The sequence below is a fragment of the Streptomyces sp. NPDC021212 genome (genome assembly GCF_044332925.1).
GTDB lineage: Bacteria > Actinomycetota > Actinomycetes > Streptomycetales > Streptomycetaceae > Streptomyces.
Genome location: NZ_JBIRPZ010000004.1, coordinates 581,150 through 602,493 on the forward strand (window position 1 = coordinate 581,150; position 21,344 = coordinate 602,493).

Genomic DNA, 21,344 nt, shown 5'->3' on the forward strand with positions numbered 1-21,344 from the left:
CCCGTACGCCGATCGGCCGATCAGTTAAGACGGGTGAAGGTCTGGGTCATCGTCTCATCGCTGAAGCTGTCCGGGTCTTCATACACGACCCGGAGCTTGTCCTTTCCAGACGCCGTGAAAGTGAGCGAGGTTCCCGTCTCGCACAGATCCTCCGGTGTGGCCTTCGTGACCTTGATGGGGCTCAGCACCAGGCCCTTCTCGACCGAGGCCAGCATCCGCTTGCCCTCGCAGTGGTACTTGCTGCTGTCGCCGATCTGCTCGGCCACCGCGGCGCCGATGGCTCCCTGACTGATCGTCAACTTCCGGGTGGCGCCCTTCTCCCCGAACGCGTCCTTGGCCAGCCAGGTGCCCTGGTAGGCCGCCGGTACGGCCTTGTCCCCGGTCGTCGAGGGGCGCAGCGTCGCCTCCGCGGAGCCGTCCGTGGTGCTCCACGCCAGCGAGCCGTCGTCCCCCAGCCGCAGGGTCTGCTCCCCGACGGCGCTGCACGCCTCGTCCGGCACGCTGACCGACACGTCCTCGTCCTCGATCACCAGCAGGCTGTCCGCCGACTTGAGGGTCGCCGAACTCTGGCAGTACTTGTCCGGCTCGGACATCATCGTGTCCGCCACCGACGAGCCGATCGCGCCCTGCGAGAGGACGATCCGGCGGATCTTGCCGGTGGCGTCGCCGTCCTGCTTGATCTCGCCCTCCCAGGCCCCCAGATAGCTCTGCGGCACATCGCCGGCCGAGCCCAGCTTGGTGGCCGAGGGCCCCGGCGACCCCGAACCCCCGCCGGGCGCCTTCGACTTCCCCGGACCGGTGCCGGGCGGGGTGTGGGTCATCTTGTCGTAGTCGGTGGCCTGCTCGCCCTTGCCGCCGCTGTCGCTGTTGGACTTGACGACCGCGACGACCGCCGCCGAGGCGATGAGCAGCGTGACCAGGGCGGCCGAGGCGAAGACGACCCTCTTGTGCCGCCCCTTCCCGGCACCCTGCGCCCCGGGCCCGTTGGGTCCGCCGGGTCCGTTGGGCGGCGTCGGCGGTCCGAACGACGTGACCTCGGGCGGCCCGAACGCCTGCGCCGCCCCCTGCGGCGGCGTGGCGGCCGGCCGTGCGGCACCTTGCGCCTCGGCGGGGCCCTGTGGCCCTGCGGCGTGGGGTCCGGCGGCGGCCGGCTCGCCCTGCGGGCCTGCGGCCGCACCTCCAGCGGCATAGGGCCCGGCAGCCTCCTGCCCGCCTCGCGACGGCGTGGCGGCCTGCCCTGAGCCATGCGGCTCCGCGGCCTGCTGCCCGCCGTGTGGCGGTGTGGCGGCGTGCGGTCCGGCGGGGCCCTGCGCCCCGGTGGCGTACGGGCCCGCGGCGTGCTGCTCGGCGGCGGCCCGGGGCTCTCCCCGGGGTGGCGTGGCGGCGGGCCGGTCAGCGGGCCGCGCTTCCCCGCGCGGGCCCGCTTCCTGGCCGGGACGCGACCCCGGGGCACCAGGTGCCTCCTCCGGCTGGGCCGCAGGCTTCGGCGGGGCGGCCGGGGGCCGCGGGGGCGGGGCGCTGGGCGGCGGCGGGGCCAGGGGGTACGACGTCGCGGACGGCGGGGCCGCGGGCGGCGGCGGGACGGCGCCCGCCGTCGGCGGGAGCGGCGGTGGGGCGGGCACGGCGGGCCGTACCGGCGACGCGGCGGGCGTCTCCACGTCCAGCAGCTGCACCGCATGGCGGCCGAGTTGGGCAACGAGGCCGCCCGGCAGCCAGGGTTCGGCGCCCGCGCCCGCCTCGTCCTCCGGACCGGCCGTACTGGCCAGCAGCTCATCCAGGCCGGGGCGTTCCTCCGGGACCTTCCGCAGGCAGTCGGTGACCAGCTCGCGCAGCCCCTCCGGGAGCCCGGTCAGGTCGGGCTCCTCCTGGGCGATGCGGTACATCACCGCGTGCACACCGCTGTCGGCGGTGCCGAACGGCTGGCGGCCGGTGGCGGCGAAGGCGAGTACCGAGCCGAGGCAGAAGACGTCGCTGGCGGGGGTGACGCGTTCGCCGCGCACCTGCTCGGGCGACATGAAGCCCGGGGAGCCGACGACCGCGCCGCTGCGCGTGAGGATGCCGTCGGTGACGGTCTCCAGGGCGCGGGCGATGCCGAAGTCGATGACGCGCGGCCCGTCGATGGTGATGAGGACGTTGGACGGCTTGAGGTCGCGGTGCACGAGACCGGCGCCGTGGATGGACCGCAGGGCGCGGGTGAGGCCGTTGCCGAGGATGCGCACGGTCCGTTCGGGCAGGGGACCGGACTCGGCGACGATGGCGTGCAGCGAGGGTCCGGCGATGTAGCCGGTGGCGACCCACGGGGTGGCGGCCTCGGTGTCGGCGTCCAGGACCGGGGCCGTCCATTCGCCGCCCACGCGCTGGGCGGCCCGCACTTCCTGGGTGAAGCGCCGCCGGAATTCGGTTTGCCGCGCCAATTCGGCCTGGACGAGTTTCACCGCGACCGTACGCCCCCGCGCCGAGTACGCCAGGAACACCCGGCCCATTCCGCCCGCACCCAGCCGCCTGAGCAGTCGGTACTCGCCGATCCAGCGTGGGTCTTCCGCCCCCAGGTCTTCCATGCTGACGAACGTCCCTTCCCTGATCCCCCTGATCAGCCCCCCGGAGAGAATAAAGGCGGCCGAGAGCGAAGTGGACGACGCGGGCGATCCGTTATCGGTTCCGTATGCGCGGGACGCGCGCACGGCTCCCCGGCGCGGAAAGACGCCGGGAACGCGGCCCCCGACACAGTGCCGGGCCGCACGCCCGAAGCCGTACACCTTGGCGGTGTGCGGCCGGTCCGGCGGCTCCGTACGCTGGGGGGCGCCCCAGACCCGCGAGCGATCCGAGGTAGCGAACGTGTCCGTGCAGTCCACGCACCCCAGCCCCGATCCCGCCGCCGGCGCCGCTGTGAAGGCTGCCGACCGCGCACACGTCTTCCACTCCTGGTCCGCGCAGGGGCTGATCGACCCGCTCGCGATCGCGGGCGCCGACGGCTCGTACTTCTGGGACTACGACGGCAACCGCTACCTCGACTTCAGCTGTCAGCTGGTCAACACCAACATCGGCCACCAGCACCCCAAGGTCGTCGCCGCCATCCAGGAGCAGGCGGCGAAGATGTGCACGATCGCGCCGGGCTTCGCGGTGGACACGCGGTCCGAGGCGGCGCGGCTGGTCGCCGAGCGCACCCCCGGCGACCTGGACAAGATCTTCTTCACCAACGGCGGCGCCGAGGCCGTCGAGAACGCGGTCCGCATGGCCCGGCTGCACACCGGCCGGTCCAAGGTGCTCTCCGCCTACCGCTCGTACCACGGCGCCACCGCCGCCGCGATCAACCTGACCGGTGACCCGCGCCGCTGGCCCTCCGACACCGCCTCGGCCGGTGTCGTCCACTTCTGGGCGCCGTTCCTCTACCGCTCGCCGTTCCACGCCGAGAACGAGGCGCAGGAGTGCGAGCGCGCGCTGCGCCACCTGGAAGACACCATCGCGTACGAGGGCCCGGCCGGTATCGCCGCGATCATCCTGGAGACCATCCCCGGCACCGCAGGGATCATGGTGCCGCCGCCCGGCTATCTGGCCGGGGTCCGGGAGATCTGCGACCGGTACGGGATCGTCTTCATCCTGGACGAGGTCATGGCGGGCTTCGGCCGCACCGGCCACTGGTTCGCGGCCGACCACTTCGGCGTCACCCCGGATCTCCTGACCTTCGCCAAGGGCGTCAACTCCGGCTACGTACCGCTCGGCGGCGTCGCCATCTCCGCCGAGATCGCGGCCACCTTCGACCAGCGGCCCTACCCCGGCGGCCTCACCTACTCCGGGCATCCGCTGGCCTGCGCGTCCGCCGTCGCCACCATCAACGCGATGGCGGAGGAGGGCATCGTGGAGAACGCGGCCGCGATCGGGGAGAACGTGATCGGCCCGGCCCTCAAGGAGATCGCCGAGCGCCACCCCTCGGTCGGCGAGGTGCGCGGTCTGGGCGTCTTCTGGGCGCTCGATCTGGTCAAGAACAAGGAGACGCGCGAACCGCTCGTCCCGTACAACGCGAGCGGCCCCGCCAATCAGCCCATGGCCGACTTCGCGGCCGCCTGCAAGCGCGGCGGGCTGTGGCCGTTCGTGAACATGAACCGGACGCACGTGGTGCCGCCGTGCACGGTCACCGAGTCCGAGGCCAAGGAGGGTCTGGCGATTCTGGACGAGGCGCTGAGCGCGGCGGACGCCCACACCGTGTAGCCGATCCCTCACCGCGGCGTCACGTCCTCTTCACACCCCATAGCCACATATAGCCGTCCGGTGTGGGCCACCACCTGACTCTGCGTACTTTGCGCAACGGCCCTCGCATATCGTGATGCGAGGGCCGTCCGCTTCCTTCCGGATGACATGACACGACGGCCGCGGAAGGAGACGGTCCTCGATGCCCGTGCCCGGCACCAGCCCGGTCAAGCGGAACACCTTGCGGCAGCAGATCGCCGACGCGCTGTGTGACGAGGTGCTGGCGGGCAGACTGCCGGCGGGGCGGCAGTTCACGGTCAAGGAGATGGCCGACCACTACGGCGTCTCCGCCACCCCGGTCCGCGAGGCCCTGCTCGACCTGTGCTCCCAGGGGCTGCTGGACGTCGAGGAACACCGTGGTTTCAAGGTGCACGAGTTCACCATCAAGGACTTCCGGCACATGGTCGACGCCCGCAACATGGTCGTCGAGGGGCTGTTCCGGCACGCCGTCGAGCAGACGCTGAGGACCATGGACCCGCAGTCCCTGGCCTCGGTGCGGCGCCGGGCCGAGGCCGCCGAGCGGGCCGCCCGCGGCGGCGACCTCGACATCCTCATCGGCTACGACCTGCGGTTCTGGCGCGAGATATGCGGGCTGGTCGGCAACCCCTACATCACCGACTTCCTCCAGCGGCTGCGGATGCAGACGTGGGTCTTCACCGTGCCGTATCTGCGCCGGGTCCCCGATCTGCGCGGCGAGCTGTGGGCGGGCCACTGCGAGCTGACCGCGGCCGTCACCCGCGGTGATCCCACGACCTCCGAGCGGCTCATATCGGCGTACAACGCGCACTTCCGTGCGCTGATCGAGCGGTTGGTGACCGACACCCCCTGAGAGCGCTCCCCGTGAGGGTGAGAGCTGCCGTCGGCGCTCTTCGCGCCGCGTATCCGGGGCACTACGCTGAACCGACCAGCGACCATACGGATACGAGAGTGAGATCGCGTGGCCTGTGACCTCTGGCTGGTCCCCCTTGTCGACGTGCTGTGCCACAGCCCCGACAATCCCTTCGCCGACGAGATCGCAACCTACGACAAGGCCCTCGGTGACGCCGGTCTGCCGCCGGTGCCCGTCCTCGGCTACATGCCGGGCCTGTCCGGGGACGTCGCCCCGGTAGCCGGATTCGACTACGACGCACTCCACTTCCTGCGCCGCGCCTACCTCCTCCAGCTGTGCGGGCTCGAGGTCGCCCCGGTCGACGAACTCGGCGGCGACTACGAGCAGTTGCTGGAGATGTTCGAGTCCACGGCCAAGCAGTCGCACCTGGTGTGGCACTACGACCACGCGGGCGCCTACGTCCCCGTCGACTTCCCGAGCCCGCTGGCCAACGACGAACTCATGGAGGGCGGCGGCCCCCTGGGGTCCAGCCATGGGCTGCTGCGCGAGCTGGAGGCGGTCGCCCCGGCGCTCGGCATCGACCCGTCCAACCCACCGGCCGCCCCCACGCCCCCCTCCCGGCCGACCAGCCTGGAGGAGCCGGCCGTGCCCGGGCCGTACGAGGACAGCCCGTTCGCCCGCGAACGCCATGTCTGGCTGGGCCTGCACGCGGCCGCGACCCGCAGCCTGGGCCAAGGGTCGATGATCCTCTTCAGCTGAATCGGCTGATTCGGCTGATTCGGCTGCATCGGCCGGGCTGCCCGCTGTCAGCGGGGCGGCTCGGGGGGACGCTGCCGCGGCATATTGGGCCGGGCGCCCGGCGGCAGCGGAAAGCGGTGCGCGGGGCTCCCGCCGTCCGGGCGGGAGTCCTGGGCCACCAGTGACCGGGTGAACGGCGAATGGGTGAACATCGGCACCGATCCCGAGCCGAAGTCCAGCATCCAGCCCGCGGTCTCGGTCCGCACCAGCTCCGACACGTCCTCGCAGAACCTCCGTAGCACCGCCAGACACCGCTCCACGGCCTCGGAAGCGGTGCCCTCGGTCGGGCCCAGCACCTCCCGGACGCTCTCCGACGCCCAGTCGAACTGCAGCGACTCCAGCCGCCGCTGGACCGCCTGCGCCGTGGCCACGTCCCGCATCCAGCCGGACGTCAGCCCGAAATACCGGTCGCAGCCCACGCACGCGACGGCCAGCAGCAGCGCCAGCGCGCCCCAGCCGGCCCCGCCGCCCACCACCCCGACCAGCTCCAGCAGCGGCAGCACGGTCCCCGCCACCGCCCCGGCCGCGGCCCCCGCCCGTAAGCCCCGGGCGGCCCGCCGCTTCCACCACCGGTCGGCCAGGTACCAGGCGCCCACCCGCAGCGCGCCCTCCTCGACCCACTGGTACAGCTCGTCGAGGCGCTCCGCGGGCTCCCCCCAGTCGCCATGCGGGAAAGGCCGGCCGAGCAGGTCCTCCCGCGGCGGCCTGCTCCTCGCACCCTCCTGCCGAGGGAGTTCCTCGGGCTGCATCTCCGGCTGACTCACCCGTGCACTCCCTCTGCGGCGGTGTCTCTCCTGGCGCGCGGCTGATGCGCGACGACCATTCCTACCGCCGAACGGCTGGCCACGCGGCCACGATCACGGGTATTCCGCCCATTAGTGGTGGACATCGGATATAGGGCCCCATTCCCGCTCACCCGAAAGAGTGCCCAGCCGCCCGGGCCGCGTCCTGACCCGCTCGTCCCGCGTACTGACCCGGCCGGGCCGTCCGGACCGGGGAGGTCGTAGGGTGCCTACCGTGAAGGTCCTCGTCATCGGCGGCGGCGCCCGCGAACACGCCCTGTGCCGCTCCCTCTCCCTCGATCCCGACGTCACCGCACTGCACTGCGCGCCCGGCAACGCCGGTATCGCGGAGGTCGCCGAGCTGCACGCCGTCGATGTCCTCGACGGCGCGGCCGTCGCCGACCTGGCCGCCGCGCTGGACGCGGAGCTGGTGGTCGTCGGCCCGGAGGCGCCGCTCGTCGCGGGCGTCGCCGACGCCGTGCGCGCGCGGGGGATCCCGGCCTTCGGGCCGTCCGCCGAGGCGGCGCGGCTGGAGGGGTCGAAGGCGTTCGCGAAGGACGTCATGGCCTCGGCGAACGTGCCCACCGCCCGCGCCTACGTCTGCACCACCCCCGCCGAGGTCGACGAGGCCCTCGACGCCTTCGGCCCGCCGTACGTCGTCAAGGACGACGGTCTCGCCGCGGGCAAGGGCGTCGTGGTGACCGGCGATCTGGCGGAGGCCCGCGAGCACGCGCTGGCCTGCGGCCGCGTGGTGATCGAGGAGTTCCTGGACGGCCCCGAGGTGTCGCTGTTCGCGGTGACCGACGGCGAGACCGTGGTGCCGCTCCAGCCCGCGCAGGACTTCAAGCGGGCGTACGACGCCGACGAGGGCCCGAACACCGGCGGCATGGGCGCCTACTCCCCGCTGCCCTGGGCCGACCCCGCCCTGGTGGACGAGATCGTGGCCACGGTCTGCCAGCCCACCGTCGACGAGCTGCGCCGCCGCGGCACGCCCTTCTCCGGGCTGCTGTACGCGGGGCTCGCGATCACCTCGCGCGGGGTGCGGGTCATCGAGTTCAACGCGCGCTTCGGCGACCCGGAGACCCAGGTCGTGCTGGCCCGGCTGAAGACCCCCCTCGCCGGTCTGCTGAAGGCCGCCGCGACCGGGGCGCTGGCCGCCGAGCCGCCGCTGCGCTGGAGCGACGGCGCCGCCGTGACCGTGGTCATCGCCTCGCACAACTACCCCGGCACGCCGCGCACCGGCGACCCGATCACCGGTCTTGACGAGGTGGCCGCGGAGGACGGGCCCAAGGCGTACGTGCTGCACGCGGGCACCAAGCGGGACGGCGCGTCCGGCGAGGTGGTGAGCGCTGGCGGCAGGGTGCTGTCCGTCACCGCCTCCGGCTCCGACCTGGCCAAGGCCCGGGAGCGGGTGTACCGGGCGGTGTCCCGGATCGGGCTCGACGGCTCCCACCACCGGACCGACATCGCGGCGAAGGCGGCCGCGAACGGCGCGGCCGGCGGCTGACGGCTGCTGAAATGGCGTGGACGCCGCTGTCAGTGATGTCAGCGGCTGACAGTGCTGACAGCGCTGACAGCGCTGACAGCGCCCGAGTCACGGTGCTTCCAGCCGAACTCCACCAGGTTCCCGGTTCTCCCCAAGGCCATTCCATCGGGTGAGGGCTTCCGCATCCTGCTGACGCACGCCCCGCCTCCAACTACTGTGCCGCTCAGGCGAGGTGCGGCAACTGGCCCATCGGCATTGCGGAGCGGGCGGCCGGTGCCACAGTGGGGGATAGACAACGCCGCCGTCGTCCGCTGTTCAACCACCGGCCGGACAGGAGGGGGTGATGAGAACCGTGGCAGGTCCGGAAGCAGGTGCACTGGCGGCACGCGCCCGTGCCCTCGCCGTACTGCGTATCCGGGGCGCCGCGCTCGCGGTCGCCCTCCTTCCGGCCGCGGTGGCGGTCGTGCTGCTGACGGGCAGCGCCACCGGCCGCATCGGCGGCGGTTCGCACGACGAGGGCTGGACCGCGCTGCGCTGGGCGGTGATCGGCGGTGCCCTGCTCGTCCTGGTGCTGGCGGCGGGGGTGGCCGCCGTGGTCGTACGGGCGAGACCGGCCCTGACGCCCACGGTGCCCATCGCCGAGGAGACGGCCCCGGATCTGTACCGGCTGGTCCGCGACCTGGCGCAGCGGCTGGAGGTGCCCGCGCCGTCCGCCATAGCGCTCACCCCGGACTGCGACAGCTGGCTGGAGGACCGCGCGCATCCGGCGCACGGCGAAGGCGGCAGTGGCGGCAAGGACCGGCATCCGCCCGAGGAGTCCCGCGCGGTGCACACGGTGGGACCGCCGGGCGCGGACCGGGCGGACCGTCTCCGGAGCGGCCGCTCCCGGGCCGACCGGCGGGAGCGCCGCGCGCCCCGGGCCCCGGTCCTGGTGATCGGATCGCCGTTCCTGTGGTGGATGCGGGTCGCCGAGCTGCGCGCGCTGCTGGCGCCCGTGGTGGCCGGCACCGGACCCTCCGTCCACCCGGACATAGCCGCCGCCCGCCGCTTCGTGCGCGGGCTGGACGCCGCCGTGGCGGTCGCCGCGGACAGTGACGACGACCCGGCGGGCGGGGCCGGCACCGGCAGCCCGCTCGGCCGGGCCGTCCGCCGCCCCGCCCTCGCCTTCGTCGGCTGGACCGCCCGGCTGCTGCTGCGCGCCTGCCGTGACCACGCCGCCCAGATGGAGCGCGCGGTCGCCGCGGCCGCCTCCGAGCGGGCCCAGGCGGTCGACTACGGGCTGCGGATCGTCGCCCAGGAGCAGGTGGGCCTCGCCTACGCGGGCTGGGACCGGCTGCTGACCCGGGTCGCGCTGCCCGCCTGGCGGATGGGCCGCTGGCCGTCCCGGCTCGACGCGGGCGTGGTGTCGGCGCTGACCGAGCTGTCCCGCCGGGACCGGCTCGCCGAGGGGTTCGCCTCCCGGCTCAGCGAGCGGCCCGCCTGCGATCTGCTGGAGGAGCCCGGCCTGATCGACGAGGCCACGTCGCTGCTGGCCGCGCGGCTCTTCCACGGCGGCCCCCCGGAGCCGTGCCCCGACTGGGCCCCGGTCGACTGGGGGCAGTATCCGGAAGAGGTCGTGGACCGCAAATGGCGCCAGGAGGCGGCCCGCCTCCACCGCGTCCTCGACGAGCGCCCGGACCCGTCAGGACCGCCGCCGACCCCCGCGAGCACCCCCACCCCGCCGACCCTGGCCCGGGTCATGGAGCGGCTCACCACCCCCGAAGGCACCGGCACCGGCGCCGACGGCCTCGGCGAGGACCTGGCGGCCCGGCTCACCGTGGAGCTGGCCCGCGAGGAGGCCGCCGCCCACCGGGCCACCGCACAGGCCCGCCAGGCCCGTACGGCGGAGGGCGCGGGCGGCGACCCCTGGATCGACGGTTTCGCGCCGCTGCTCCCGCTCCAGCCGCCCCGCACCGGCCGTGAGCTGCTCGCCGACCATGTGACGGCGATGGTCTGCTGCGCCGCCGTGGACACCGCGGGCGCGGCCCCCGGCCTGGACTGGCTCGACGGCCCGGCGCTCCTCGTGGCCGGCCGCCGCCGCGCCGATCTGTCCCACCCGGTGCTCACGCTGGTGGAGGACGGCGACGCGGCCCCGCTGCGCAGCTGGCTCGCCGAGGTCGGCGTCCGCCCCGAGAAGCCGGTGCGGCTCGTCTGATTCGTACCTGTCCCGTCCCCCAGGTGTCCCTGATTCGTCCCTGAATCGTCCGGCCCGGCGCGGAATCATGGCTTACGGATGGTTTCCGTGAGGAAAATTCACGACGATCGGTGACGGAGTGGGTGCGTAATGTGATGTGCTTGGGCCGGTCGCTGCCACCCGGCCCAGTGGACGGGGCTACCAGCCCGGCCCACCGACCGGACCCGCCGACCCGGACCCACAAGGCCCGGACCGGCGGGACGGGCACGCACGGCAGCGAGGCGACGAGACGCCGCCGGGGCACGCAGGGAGGGGAACGAGGATGGGGACGGACCAGATCCGGCGCTGGGAGTCCGGGGCGCTGGCCCACGCGGTGACGGATCCTTTCGGCCAGGGTCCGCTGCCCTGGCTGCGCACCAGCGAGAACTACTTCGACGACACGGGCCATGTGGTCCCCTGGTACGTGGATCATGTCCACGCCCCCGGGACCGCCGTCAGAATCCCCGGCCCGCGCACCGCCGACGATGTGCGCCGCCAGATCAAGGGCTTCGCCTCGACCTCCGCCGCCGCCCCCGGCGAGGCCATCGACTTCCGCATCACGGTCGACCCGCCGCAGCAGTTCGGCGTGGACATCTACCGCATCGGCCACTACGGCGGCGACGGCGCGTCGAAGATCACCACCAGCCCGCGGCTGTCCGGCATCGTGCAGCCGCCGCCGCTCACCGCCGACCGCACCGTCTCCTGCCACCACTGGTGGCTGTCCTGGCGGCTGCAGATCCCCTCGTACTGGAAGCTCGGGGCGTACGTGGCCGTGCTCACCACCGTGGACGGCTACCGCAGCCACATCCCGTTCACGGTCCGCGACACCCGCCCCGCCGATCTGCTCCTGGTGCTCCCCGACTTCACCTGGCAGGCGTACAACCTCTACCCGGAGGACGGCCGCACCGGCGCCAGCCTCTACCACGCCTGGGACGAGCAGGGGCGGCTGCTCGGCGAGTCCGAGGCGGCCGTCACGGTCTCCTTCGACCGGCCGTACGCGGGCGCGGGGCTGCCGCTCCACGTGGGCCACGCGTACGACTTCATCCGCTGGGCCGAGCGCTACGGCTACGACCTCGCCTACGCCGAGACCCGCGATCTGCACGCCGGCGGCGTCGATCCCACCCGCTACCGCGGCCTGGTCTTCCCCGGCCACGACGAGTACTGGTCGGCCGCGATGCGGCGCACCGTCGAGCGGGCCCGGGACAGCGGCACCTCGCTGGTCTTCCTCTCCGCGAACACCATGTACTGGCAGGTCGAGCTGGCCCCCTCGCCGTCCGGCCCGGACCGCCTGCTGACCTGCCGCAAGCGACGCGGCCCCGGCCGCGCCGCGCTGTGGCGCGAGTCGGCGCCCGAGCAGCAGCTGATCGGCATCCAGTACGCGGGCCGGGTGCCCGAGCCGCGGCCGCTGATCGTGCGCAACGGCGGCCACTGGCTGTGGGAGGCCACCGGGGCGGCCGAGGGCGACGAGCTGCCCGGCCTGGTCGCGGGCGAGGCCGACCGCTACTTCCCGCGCACCCCGCTGCCCGAGCACCTGCGCCGCATCCTGCTCGCCCACTCCCCGTACGAGGACGGCGAGGGCACCACCCGCCACCAGGACACCTCCCTCTACCGCGCCCCCAGTGGTGCCCTGGTGTTCGCGTCGGGCACCTTCGCGTGGTCGCCGGCGCTGGACCGGCCGGGGCACCGGGACGAGCGGGTGCAGCGGGCGACGGCGAATCTGCTGGACCGCATCTGCAAGCGGGCGTGAGCAGGGGTGGGCGGGGCTGTCGGCACCGCCGGGAGGACGTGGGGGAGAATCGTGGTGGCTTGGACAGAACCACCAGGAGGAAGCGTGTCCGGATTCGTCGAAAAGCCCGAACCGGTGCAGGTTCCGGGGCTTGAGCACCTGCACACCGGCAAGGTGCGCGACCTCTACCGGACCGAGCGGGGCGACCTCGTCATGGTCGCCAGCGACCGGATGTCCGCGTACGACTGGGTGCTGCCCACCGAGATCCCCGACAAGGGCCGGGTCCTCACCCAGCTCTCCCTGTGGTGGTTCGACCTGCTCGCCGACCTCGTCCCGCACCACGTCCTGTCCACCGAGCTGCCCCCCGGCGCCCCCGCCGACTGGCAGGGCCGCACCCTGGTGTGCCGGTCGCTGCAAATGATCCCGGTCGAGGCCGTGGCCCGCGGCTACCTCACCGGCTCCGGCCTCGCCGAGTACGAGCGCGACCGCACGGTCTGCGGCCTCGCCCTGCCCGACGGACTGACCGACGGCTCCGAGCTGCCCACCCCGATCTTCACCCCGGCGACCAAGGCCGAGGTCGGCGAGCACGACGAGAACGTGAGTTACGAGGAGGTCGCCCGCCGGATCGGCGCCGAACCCGCCGCCACCCTCCGCCAGACCACCCTCGCCGTGTACGCCCGGGCCCGCGACATCGCCCGGGAGCGGGGCATCATCCTGGCCGACACCAAGTTCGAGTTCGGCTACGCGGAGGCGACCGCGGACGCGAAGGGCGCCGAGCTGGTCCTCGCCGACGAGGTGCTGACCCCCGACTCGTCCCGCTTCTGGCCCGCCGACACCTGGCAGCCCGGCCGCGCCCAGCCGTCGTTCGACAAGCAGTACGTCCGCGACTGGCTGACCTCCCCTGCCTCCGGCTGGGACCGCCACGGCGAGCAGCCCCCGCCGCCGCTCCCGGCGGAGGTCGTGGCGCAGACGCGGGCGAAGTACGTGGAGGCGTACGAGCGCCTGACCGGCATCAGCTGGTGAACCACAGCACGACAAGGGCCCCGGTCGCATCGACCGGGGCCCTTGATCTGGAGCGGACGACGAGGCTCGAACTCGCGACCTCAACCTTGGCAAGGTTGCGCTCTACCAACTGAGCTACGTCCGCCTGCACCGCCGGTTTCCCGTTCGGCGCGCCTCCACTATAACCAAACCTCCGGCCGCCGCCACCACCGCCGGAAACAAACCACCGCAAGCCATGCCATAACTACAGCCAGCCCCGCTCGCGCGCCCTACGGACCGCCGCGTGACGGTTCTCGGCGTGCAGCTTCGCCGCCGCCGCCGACAGATAGTTCCGCACCGTCCCCGGGGACAGCGCCGCCCGCCGGGCGATCTCCGCGATGGAAGCGCCGTCCGCCGCCAGATCCAGCAGCTCCGTCTCGCGCGCGGTGAGCGGGGAGTCGCCCGCGCTGATCGCGTCGGCGGCCAGGTCGGGGTCCACGTACCGGCTGCCGCCGTGCACCGCCCGGATGATCTCGGCGAGCCGCTGCGCCGAGGCGGTCTTCGGTACGAACCCCCGCGCCCCCGCCTCCAGCGCCCGCTTGAGGTGCCCCGGCTTGCCATGACTGGTCACGATCATGGTGCGGCAGTCCGGCAGCTCGGACCGCAGCGCCGCCGCGACCCCGACCCCGTCCGTGCCCGGCATCTGGAGGTCCAGCACCGCCACATCGGGCCGGTGCGCCCGCGCCATCGCCAGCGCCTCCGGGCCGGAGGCGGCCTCGGCGACCACCAGCAGATCGTCCTCCAGGGCCAGCAGCGCGGCGAGCGCGCCGCGGATCAGATGCTCGTCGTCGGCGAGCAGCACCCGGATCACCCCACCGTCGTTCATGCGGTGCCCTCCAGCGGGAGTTCGGCCCGCAGCCGGTACGTCCCGACGCCGTCGCCGGGACCGGACTCCAGCGTGCCGCCGAGCGCCGCGAGCCTCTCCCGCAGCCCCTTCAGCCCGCTGCCCTCCCCTGATCCGGTCCCGGCTCCCGCCCCGGTACCGGCCCCCGTACCGGTCCGAGTCTCCATGTCCGTGGGCACCCCGTCGTTCTCCATCTCCAGCACCGCCGTCCCCGCGCGCACCCGCACCCGGACCGCGCACCACCCGGCGTCCGCGTGCCGCAGCACGTTCGTCGTCCCCTCCCGGACCACCCACCCCAGCGCGGACCGCACCGCCTCGGGCAGCGGCGCCCCGCCGCCGTCCTCGGACGGGCAGTCCACGCGGCAGTCGACCCGGGCCGCCCGCAGCACCGAGCGCGCCCCGGCCAGCTCCACCTGGAGATCCGCCTCCCGATAGCCGCGCACCACGCCCCGGACCTCCATCTGGGTCTCGTGCGCGATCCGCTGCACCTCCACCATCTGGTCCACCGCCTCGGGCCGCTCCCGCCGCGCCAGTTGCACCGCCAGCTCGCTCTTGAGGGCGATCACCGCCAGGTTCCGTCCCATCACATCGTGCAGGTCCCGGCCGAACCGCAGCCGCTCCTCCGCGACCGCCAGCCGCGCCTGCACCTCCCGGTTGGCGTCCACCTCGTACATCACCTGCACCATCCACCCCGAGCAGCGGACCGTGAACAGACACAGCGCACCGGTCCCGGCGACCCCGAGAACGGCCCCCAGCGGGGCGGCGACCCCCGGCCGGATCACCGCCTCCGCCACGGCCAGCGCCACCGCGATCCCCGTGTGCACGGCGGCGAAGGTACGCATCGGCAGCAGCAGCGCGTACGGGGTGGCGAGCGGCAGCAGGGTGAGCGTGACGGTCCGGGCGGCCGCCCCCGGCTGGTGCAGCTCGACGGTCGCCTGGAGCACCAGCCCGACCCCCAGCCCCGCAGCGGCCAGGACGGTGGCGAGCCCGGGCAACCGGCGGTCCACCGGGCGGCCGTGCAGATAGTGGTCGAGCCCGCGCCGCAACAGCGGGAGGGCGAGCGCGCTCTGCACCGTGGACAGGACCAGCAGCGACCACTGCAGCGCGGGTGCTGTGCCCCGTAGCCCCACGGCCAGCGGTGCACACATGCTGAGCTGGTAGAACCACGGCAGCGTGTACAGCATCCACCGGGTGAACAGTTCCACCCGCTTCAGCCGCGCCGCTCCGCGCCATCGCCGTATCACGAACCCCGTACCCCTCGCTCGCCTCGCCCCGCCCGGTCAGCGCCGCGGTTCCCAGGGGAACCGCTTCCGCACGGCCCACCCTGCCAGCACCGTCCAGGCCAGCGCCGTCGCGAGGTTGCCCAGGACGTCGACCGCGCTCATGTCCCCGGTCCAGCCGGCCCGTACGAGGTCGACCACCGGCGTCAGCGGCAACAGTTCGCACACCGACGCCACCTGGTCCGGCATCACGTCCAGCGGCACGAACAGACCGGAGCCGACCATCGAGAGCATCATCATCGGCACCGGGGTCAGCTGCGCGGACTCCGCGGTCTTGGTGAACGCGGCGGTCGCGGCGGCCAGCATCACCATCTGCACCACGCCGACCGCGATCCCGACGACGGCCAGATACGGCGCCTCCGGCGCGGACACGTCGAGCGCGGCGCTCACCGAGCCCACCAGCAGCACGCATTGCACGAGCCCGAGGAGGACGGCGGGGAGCGCGGCCCCGGACAGGATCTCCGGATCGGTCAGCTCCCCGGCGCGCAGCCGCTTGAGGACCAGGCCCTCACGGCGGATCACATAGACGCCGACGAGGTTCATGTAGACGGCCAGCACCAGGGCCATGCCGATCGAACCGGACAGCAGCATCGTGCCCAGGTCCAGCCCGGTGCCCGCCAGGTCGACGCCCTCGACGGCCGTCTTCATGCTGTACGTGAGCATGCCGGGCAGCACCAGCGCGTACGCCAGCGCGGCCTTGTTGCGGGCCAGCAGGGTCAGTTCGCCGCGGGCGAGTGCGAACACCCGCCCCCGTGCGGCGGTCGGTGCCGTCGTACTCACTGCGCTACCCCCTGTGCCATGCCGACCTGTTCCGTGCCGACCTGGGCCAAGTCGCCCTGGGCCGTGCCTCCTTGTGCCCCGTCGACGGTGCCCGCGATGTGCAGGAACGCCTCCTCCAGCGAGGCCGACCGGGCGTCGAGCCCGCTCAGCGCGATCCGCCGCTCCCGCGCCCACAGCAGCACCTCGGTGGAGGTGAGCTGGAGGTCGCGGGTGCGCAGCCGTACGGCCTGGCCCAGCGAGTCCCGTTCGACGGCGCCCAGCGCGGCGGGCGGGGGCAGGTCGCCCGGGGAGATGCCGTCGGGAAGGGTGAAGGAGAGGCGCGAGGGCCGTGCGGCCACGATGTCCGCGACCCGGCCGGAGGTGGCGATCCGCCCCGCGTGCATGATCGCGAGCCGGTCGGCCAGCGCCTCGGCCTCCTCCAGGTAATGGGTGGTCAGCAGCACCGTGGTGCCCTGGTCGCGCAGCGTCCGCACCAGCTCCCAGGTGTCCCGCCGGCCCTCCGCGTCCAGACCGGTCGTCGGCTCGTCGAGGAACAGCACCTCGGGGCGGCCGAGCAGGGCGAGGGCCAGGTCCAGCCGGCGCCGCTCGCCGCCGGAGAGCATCTTGACCCGTACGTCCGCCCGCCGCGCCAGCCCCACCAGTTCCAGGCCCTCCCGGACGGGCCGGGCGCCGCTGGTGCAGCCCGCCCACATCCGCGCGGTCTCGGCGACCGTCAGCTCGGGCGGGAGGCCGCCTTCCTGGAGCATCATCCCGATCCGTGGCCGCACCTTCGCCCGCTCCCGGTACGGGTCGTGGCCGAGGATCCGCACCGTGCCGCCGGTCGGGGCGGCGTGCCCTTCCAGCAGTTCGATGGTGGAGGTCTTGCCCGCGCCGTTCGTGCCCAGCAACGCGAACAGCTCTCCGCGCGCCACCGAGAACGAGATGCCCCGCACGGCGTCGAACCCCCGGGACCCGCTCGGTCCGTATCTCCGCCACAGCTCGTCGACCGCGATCGCGCTCTCTGTCACATCCATGGCTCCAGGCTTTCGCCGCCCGGGGGAGCCTTGTAGTGCGCGCTGTCATCGGCCCCGATGACAAATGTCATCGGAGTGGTACGCACACCAAAAAGGTCTGAGGCGTCAGTCGCATCGACTGGCGCCTCAGACCCGTGTGGAGCGGACGACGAGGCTCGAACTCGCGACCTCAACCTTGGCAAGGTTGCGCTCTACCAACTGAGCTACGTCCGCATGCCTCCGACCGGCTTTCACCGATCGGCGCGCGCATCACTCTACCGGATCTCCCGGAGGTGAACGATGAGTGATGAGAGCGGGTGACAGGGATCGCACACTGCGCCTCCCCCTTGGAAAGGGGGCGCTCTACTACTGAGCTACACCCGCATGGTGTGTTCCTCGGGGATTTGGCCTTCCGGCCTCGCCCCTCGGCGTGCTCCAGACTCTAGCGGACCACCCGGGGTGTTGTGCAACTCGGCTGAACGCCGCCTGAACGAGTGGTTCAGCGGCCCTCGTTGAAGGCTTCGTAGACCTTCTTGGGGATACGCCCGCGCGGCGGCACCTCCATGCCGTGCGACCGCGCCCAGGCGCGCACCGCGGCCGGGTCAGGCGCCACGGAGGTGCGGCGGTAGGTCTTGCCGGAGCGGGCCCGCTTGCGGCCCGCCTCCACAAACGGGGCGAGGGCGTCGCGAAGTTTCGATGCATTGGCGGCGGTGAGGTCGATCTCGTACGACTTGCCGTCCAGACCGAACGTGACCGTCTCCTCCGCTTCCCCTCCGTCGAGGTCGTCGGAGAGCGTGACTACTACGCGCTGTGCCACGGATATCGGTCCTTTCGGGCTGCATCGTTGCGTTGACGTGCAAAGATGTCAGCTGTCCAGTTGTTAGCGAACAATGCTTTTTCATTTGTACAGTGACCGGCATTGCATTGTGAAGCCCCGGTAATTCCGTCAGCGTGTCACACCGCAATCCGGACGATGCGTTTTTGCTGGATCTTCCCCTCGTGGTTGTCGAGGATGATGCGGGAGCGTGACCCGGAAGGGATATCTACCCGCGTAGATTTTTGCTCGGGGTAGGCTTGGGCCACCGCCTTACGCACCAGCACCACACCATCGGGAGTGCCAGTGGCACGCGTCGTAGTCGACGTCATGCTCAAGCCGGAGATCCTCGACCCCCAGGGCCAGGCGGTGCAGCGCGCACTGCCCCGCCTCGGTTTCGAGGGCATCGCCGACGTCCGTCAGGGCAAGCGCTTCGAACTCGAAGTGGAGGGCCCGCTCGACGACGCCGCCCTCGCCCGTATCCACGAGATCGCCGAAACCTTCCTCGCGAACACCGTGATCGAGGACTTCGATGTGAAGGTGGAGACCGCCGAGGCCGGCGCCGCCGCAAAGGCGGAGTCGTGACCGCACGCGTCGGAGTCGTCACTTTCCCCGGAACCCTCGACGACCGCGACACTCAGCGCGCGGTCCGCGCCGCCGGTCTCGAAGCCGTACCGCTGTGGCACCGCGACAAGGACCTGGGGCAGGTCGACGCGGTGATCCTGCCGGGCGGCTTCTCCTACGGCGACTATCTGCGAGCCGGGGCGATCTCCCGGTTCTCCCCGGTAATGGAGACCGTCATCGCCCAGGCGAAGGCGGGTATGCCGGTGCTTGGCATCTGCAATGGGTTCCAGGTTCTCACCGAGACCCATCTGCTGCCCGGTGCGATGCTGCGCAACAACCATCTGCACTTCATCTGCCGCGACCAGAAGTTGCGAGTGGAAAACGCGGAGACGGCCTGGACCCGCTCGTACGAGCAGGGCCAGGAGATCAACATCCCGCTGAAGAACATCGACGGCCGCTATGTCGCCGACGAGCGCGTCCTCGATGAACTCGAGGCCGAGGGCCGCGTCGTCTTCCGCTATCAGGAGCTGAACCCGAACGGCTCGCTGCGCGACATCGCCGGGATCTCCAATGCGGAGGGCAATGTCGTCGGCCTCATGCCGCACCCCGAGCACGCCGTCGAGCCGCTGATCGGCACCGGTCGCACCGATGGGCTCGGCTTCTTCACCTCGATCCTCAAGAGGCTGGTCAGCGCATGACCCTGGACACCACAAAGCACGCCGCCCAGACCCCGGACACCGCGCAGCCCTGGGCCGAGCTGGGGCTGAAGCAGGACGAGTACGAGCGCATCCGCGCCATCCTGGGCCGCCGGCCCACCGGTGCCGAGCTGGCCATGTACTCCGTCATGTGGTCCGAGCACTGCTCGTACAAGTCGAGCAAGGTCCATCTGCGGCAGTTCGGCGAGAAGGCCCCGGAGACCGACGCCCTGCTCGTCGGCATAGGCGAGAACGCGGGCGTGGTCGACGTCGGCCAGGGGTACGCGGTCACCTTCAAGGTCGAGTCGCACAACCACCCCTCGTACGTCGAGCCCTACCAGGGCGCGGCCACCGGCGTCGGCGGCATCGTCCGCGACATCCTCGCCATGGGGGCCCGCCCGGTCGCCGTCATGGACCCGCTGCGCTTCGGCGCCGCCGACCACCCCGACACCAAGCGGGTGCTGCCCGGTGTCGTCGCGGGCATCGGCGGCTACGGCAACTGCCTGGGCCTGCCCAACATCGGCGGCGAGGTCGTCTTCGACCCCTGCTACCAGGGGAACCCGCTGGTCAACGCCCTGTGCGTCGGCGTGATGAAGCACGAGGACATCCACCTGGCCAAGGCGTCCGGCACGGGCAACAAGGTCATCCTCTATGGCGCCCGCACCGGCGGCGACGGCATCGGCGGCGTCTCCGTGCTCGCCTCCGAGACCTTCGACGAGAGCAAGCCCACCAAGCGCCCCGCCGTCCAGGTCGGCGACCCGTTCCAGGAGAAGCTGCTCATCGAGTGCACCCTGGAGATCTTCAAGGAAGACCTGGTCGAGGGCATTCAGGACCTCGGCGGCGCGGGGCTCTCCTGCGCCACCAGCGAGCTGGCCAGCGCCGGCTCCGGCGGCATGCGCGTCGAGCTGGACACCGTGCCGCTGCGCGACTCCTCGCTCTCCCCCGAGGAGATCCTGATGAGCGAGTCGCAGGAGCGCATGTGCGCGATCGTGACGCCGGAGAAGGCCGACCGCTTCCTGGAGATCTGCGAGAAGTGGGACGTCATCGCCACCGTGATCGGTGAGGTCACCGACGGCGAGCGGCTGGAGATCTTCTGGCACGGCGAGCAGATCGTGGACGTGCCGCCGCGCACCGTCGCCCACGAGGGCCCGGTGTACGAGCGCCCCTACGCCCGCCCCGACTGGCAGGACACCCTCCAGTCCGACGACGCGGGCAAGCTGCCCCGCCCGGCCACCGGCGACGAGCTGCGCGAGCAGGTGCTGCGCGTGATCTCCGCCCCGAACCAGGCGTCCAAGTCCTGGGTCACCGACCAGTACGACCGCTTCGTGCAGGGCAACACGGTCCTCGCCCAGCCCGAGGACTCCGGCATGGTCCGGGTCGACGAGGAGACCGGGCTCGGCGTCGCCGTCGCCACGGACGGCAACGGCCGCTACGCCAAGCTCGACCCGTACGCGGGCGCGCAGCTCGCCCTCGCCGAGTCCTACCGCAACGTCGCCGCGTCCGGCGCCAAGCCGCTCGCGATCTCCAACTGCCTCAACTTCGGCTCGCCGGAGGACCCCGCGGTCATGTGGCAGTTCGCGGAGGCCACCCGCGGTCTGGCGGACGGCTGCCTGACCCTGGGCACCCCGGTCACCGGCGGCAACGTCTCCCTCTACAACCAGACCGGGGAGACCGCCATCCACCCGACGCCGGTCGTCGCCGTCCTCGGCGTGATCGACGACGTCGCGCGGCGCACGCCGATGGCGTTCGCGGAGGAGGGCCAGCTGCTCTACCTGCTCGGCGACACCGCCGAGGAACTGGGCGGCTCGGCCTGGTCGCAGGTGATCCACGACCACCTGGGCGGGCTGCCGCCGAAGGTGGACCTGGAGCGCGAGCGGCTGCTCGCCGAGATCCTGATCTCGGCCTCCCGCGACGGCATGGTCGACGCGGCGCACGACCTGTCCGACGGCGGCCTGATCCAGGCCGTGACCGAGTCGTGCCTGCGCGGCGGCAAGGGTGCCCGGATCGTCGTCCCCGACGGCGTGGACCCCTTCGTGCTGCTGTTCTCCGAGTCCGCCGGCCGGGCCGTCGTGTCCGTCCCGCGCAGCGAGGAGATCCGCTTCAACGACATGTGCGGGGCGCGCGGGCTGCCCGCGACCCGGATCGGTGTCGTGGACGGCGAGACGATCGACGTCCAGGGCCAGTTCTCGATCCCGCTGGCGGAGCTGCGGGAGCCCTACGAGGCGACCATCCCGGGCCTGCTGGCCTGAGCGCCCG

General features: G+C 72.5%; 17 protein-coding genes and 3 tRNA genes. 10 read left to right on the forward strand and 10 right to left on the reverse strand.

Going from position 1 to position 21,344, the window contains the following annotated elements:
* Positions 1-20: 20 nt before the first annotated feature.
* Positions 21-2,558, reverse strand: coding sequence for a protein kinase (locus ACH4SI_RS14140; RefSeq protein WP_398295963.1), 2,538 nt, complete (start codon positions 2,556-2,558; stop codon positions 21-23).
* A gap of 277 nt (positions 2,559-2,835) precedes the next feature.
* Between ACH4SI_RS14140 and ACH4SI_RS14145 the strand changes: the two genes are divergently transcribed.
* From ACH4SI_RS14145 to ACH4SI_RS14155, 3 genes are all read left to right on the forward strand, one after another.
* Positions 2,836-4,206, forward strand: a complete 1,371-nt coding sequence (locus tag ACH4SI_RS14145; RefSeq protein ID WP_398295964.1) for an aspartate aminotransferase family protein — start codon at positions 2,836-2,838, stop codon at positions 4,204-4,206.
* 181 nt (positions 4,207-4,387) lie between these two features.
* On the forward strand, positions 4,388-5,074 hold the full coding sequence (locus tag ACH4SI_RS14150) for a GntR family transcriptional regulator (RefSeq protein ID WP_398295965.1): 687 nt from the start codon (positions 4,388-4,390) through the stop codon (positions 5,072-5,074).
* A gap of 108 nt (positions 5,075-5,182) precedes the next feature.
* Positions 5,183-5,833, forward strand: a complete 651-nt coding sequence (locus tag ACH4SI_RS14155; RefSeq protein WP_398295966.1) for a hypothetical protein — start codon at positions 5,183-5,185, stop codon at positions 5,831-5,833.
* Between the two features lie 47 nt (positions 5,834-5,880).
* Here ACH4SI_RS14155 and ACH4SI_RS14160 read toward each other — a convergent pair whose 3' ends face one another.
* On the reverse strand, positions 5,881-6,636 hold the full coding sequence (locus ACH4SI_RS14160) for an SLATT domain-containing protein (protein ID WP_398295967.1): 756 nt from the start codon (positions 6,634-6,636) through the stop codon (positions 5,881-5,883).
* 253 nt (positions 6,637-6,889) lie between these two features.
* On the opposite strand from ACH4SI_RS14160, the gene purD reads away from it, so the two are divergent.
* The 4 genes from purD (at position 6,890) to ACH4SI_RS14180 (ending at position 13,101) form a co-directional block, all read left to right on the forward strand.
* Positions 6,890-8,161: a phosphoribosylamine--glycine ligase gene (gene purD, locus ACH4SI_RS14165; RefSeq protein WP_398296064.1), complete on the forward strand. Its 1,272-nt coding sequence runs from the start codon at positions 6,890-6,892 to the stop codon at positions 8,159-8,161.
* A gap of 322 nt (positions 8,162-8,483) precedes the next feature.
* The gene (locus tag ACH4SI_RS14170; protein WP_398295968.1) at positions 8,484-10,334 is read left to right on the forward strand and encodes a hypothetical protein; all 1,851 of its coding nucleotides are present in this window, start codon (positions 8,484-8,486) and stop codon (positions 10,332-10,334) included.
* A gap of 301 nt (positions 10,335-10,635) precedes the next feature.
* Positions 10,636-12,099, forward strand: coding sequence for a N,N-dimethylformamidase beta subunit family domain-containing protein (locus ACH4SI_RS14175; RefSeq protein ID WP_398295969.1), 1,464 nt, complete (start codon positions 10,636-10,638; stop codon positions 12,097-12,099).
* 84 nt (positions 12,100-12,183) lie between these two features.
* Positions 12,184-13,101, forward strand: a complete 918-nt coding sequence (locus tag ACH4SI_RS14180) for a phosphoribosylaminoimidazolesuccinocarboxamide synthase (RefSeq protein WP_398295970.1) — start codon at positions 12,184-12,186, stop codon at positions 13,099-13,101.
* A 48-nt stretch (positions 13,102-13,149) separates the two neighbouring features.
* Here ACH4SI_RS14180 and ACH4SI_RS14185 read toward each other — a convergent pair.
* From ACH4SI_RS14185 to ACH4SI_RS14220, 8 genes are all read right to left on the reverse strand, one after another.
* A tRNA-Gly gene (locus tag ACH4SI_RS14185) sits at positions 13,150-13,225 on the reverse strand.
* A gap of 99 nt (positions 13,226-13,324) precedes the next feature.
* The gene (locus ACH4SI_RS14190) at positions 13,325-13,945 is read right to left on the reverse strand and encodes a response regulator (RefSeq protein WP_398295971.1); all 621 of its coding nucleotides are present in this window, start codon (positions 13,943-13,945) and stop codon (positions 13,325-13,327) included.
* Positions 13,942-15,207, reverse strand: a complete 1,266-nt coding sequence (locus tag ACH4SI_RS14195; RefSeq protein WP_398295972.1) for a sensor histidine kinase — start codon at positions 15,205-15,207, stop codon at positions 13,942-13,944. The genes ACH4SI_RS14190 and ACH4SI_RS14195 overlap by 4 nt, the downstream gene beginning before the upstream one ends.
* A gap of 36 nt (positions 15,208-15,243) precedes the next feature.
* Complete coding sequence (locus tag ACH4SI_RS14200; protein WP_398295973.1) at positions 15,244-16,023, reverse strand: ABC transporter permease; 780 nt, start codon at positions 16,021-16,023, stop codon at positions 15,244-15,246.
* Positions 16,020-17,036 carry an ABC transporter ATP-binding protein gene (locus ACH4SI_RS14205; RefSeq protein WP_398295974.1) on the reverse strand — a complete coding sequence of 339 codons (1,017 nt, stop codon included), beginning with the start codon at positions 17,034-17,036 and terminating at the stop codon, positions 16,020-16,022. Before ACH4SI_RS14205 ends, ACH4SI_RS14200 begins: the two co-directional genes overlap by 4 nt.
* A 137-nt stretch (positions 17,037-17,173) precedes the next feature.
* Positions 17,174-17,249 (reverse strand) — tRNA-Gly (locus tag ACH4SI_RS14210).
* A 78-nt stretch (positions 17,250-17,327) separates the two neighbouring features.
* A tRNA-Gly gene (locus ACH4SI_RS14215) sits at positions 17,328-17,399 on the reverse strand.
* A 115-nt stretch (positions 17,400-17,514) separates the two neighbouring features.
* Positions 17,515-17,832, reverse strand: a complete 318-nt coding sequence (locus ACH4SI_RS14220) for an Lsr2 family protein (protein ID WP_398295975.1) — start codon at positions 17,830-17,832, stop codon at positions 17,515-17,517.
* 303 nt (positions 17,833-18,135) lie between these two features.
* On the opposite strand from ACH4SI_RS14220, the gene purS reads away from it, so the two are divergent.
* Genes purS through purL form a run of 3 tightly spaced genes read left to right on the forward strand, consistent with a single transcriptional unit; the run spans position 18,136 to position 21,337 of the window.
* Positions 18,136-18,414 carry a phosphoribosylformylglycinamidine synthase subunit PurS gene (gene purS, locus ACH4SI_RS14225; RefSeq protein ID WP_398295976.1) on the forward strand — a complete coding sequence of 93 codons (279 nt, stop codon included), beginning with the start codon at positions 18,136-18,138 and terminating at the stop codon, positions 18,412-18,414.
* Positions 18,411-19,091: a phosphoribosylformylglycinamidine synthase subunit PurQ gene (purQ, locus tag ACH4SI_RS14230; RefSeq protein ID WP_398295977.1), complete on the forward strand. Its 681-nt coding sequence runs from the start codon at positions 18,411-18,413 to the stop codon at positions 19,089-19,091. Before purS ends, purQ begins: the two co-directional genes overlap by 4 nt.
* Positions 19,088-21,337: a phosphoribosylformylglycinamidine synthase subunit PurL gene (gene purL / locus ACH4SI_RS14235; RefSeq protein WP_398295978.1), complete on the forward strand. Its 2,250-nt coding sequence runs from the start codon at positions 19,088-19,090 to the stop codon at positions 21,335-21,337. The genes purQ and purL overlap by 4 nt, the downstream gene beginning before the upstream one ends.
* Positions 21,338-21,344: the final 7 nt, after the last annotated feature.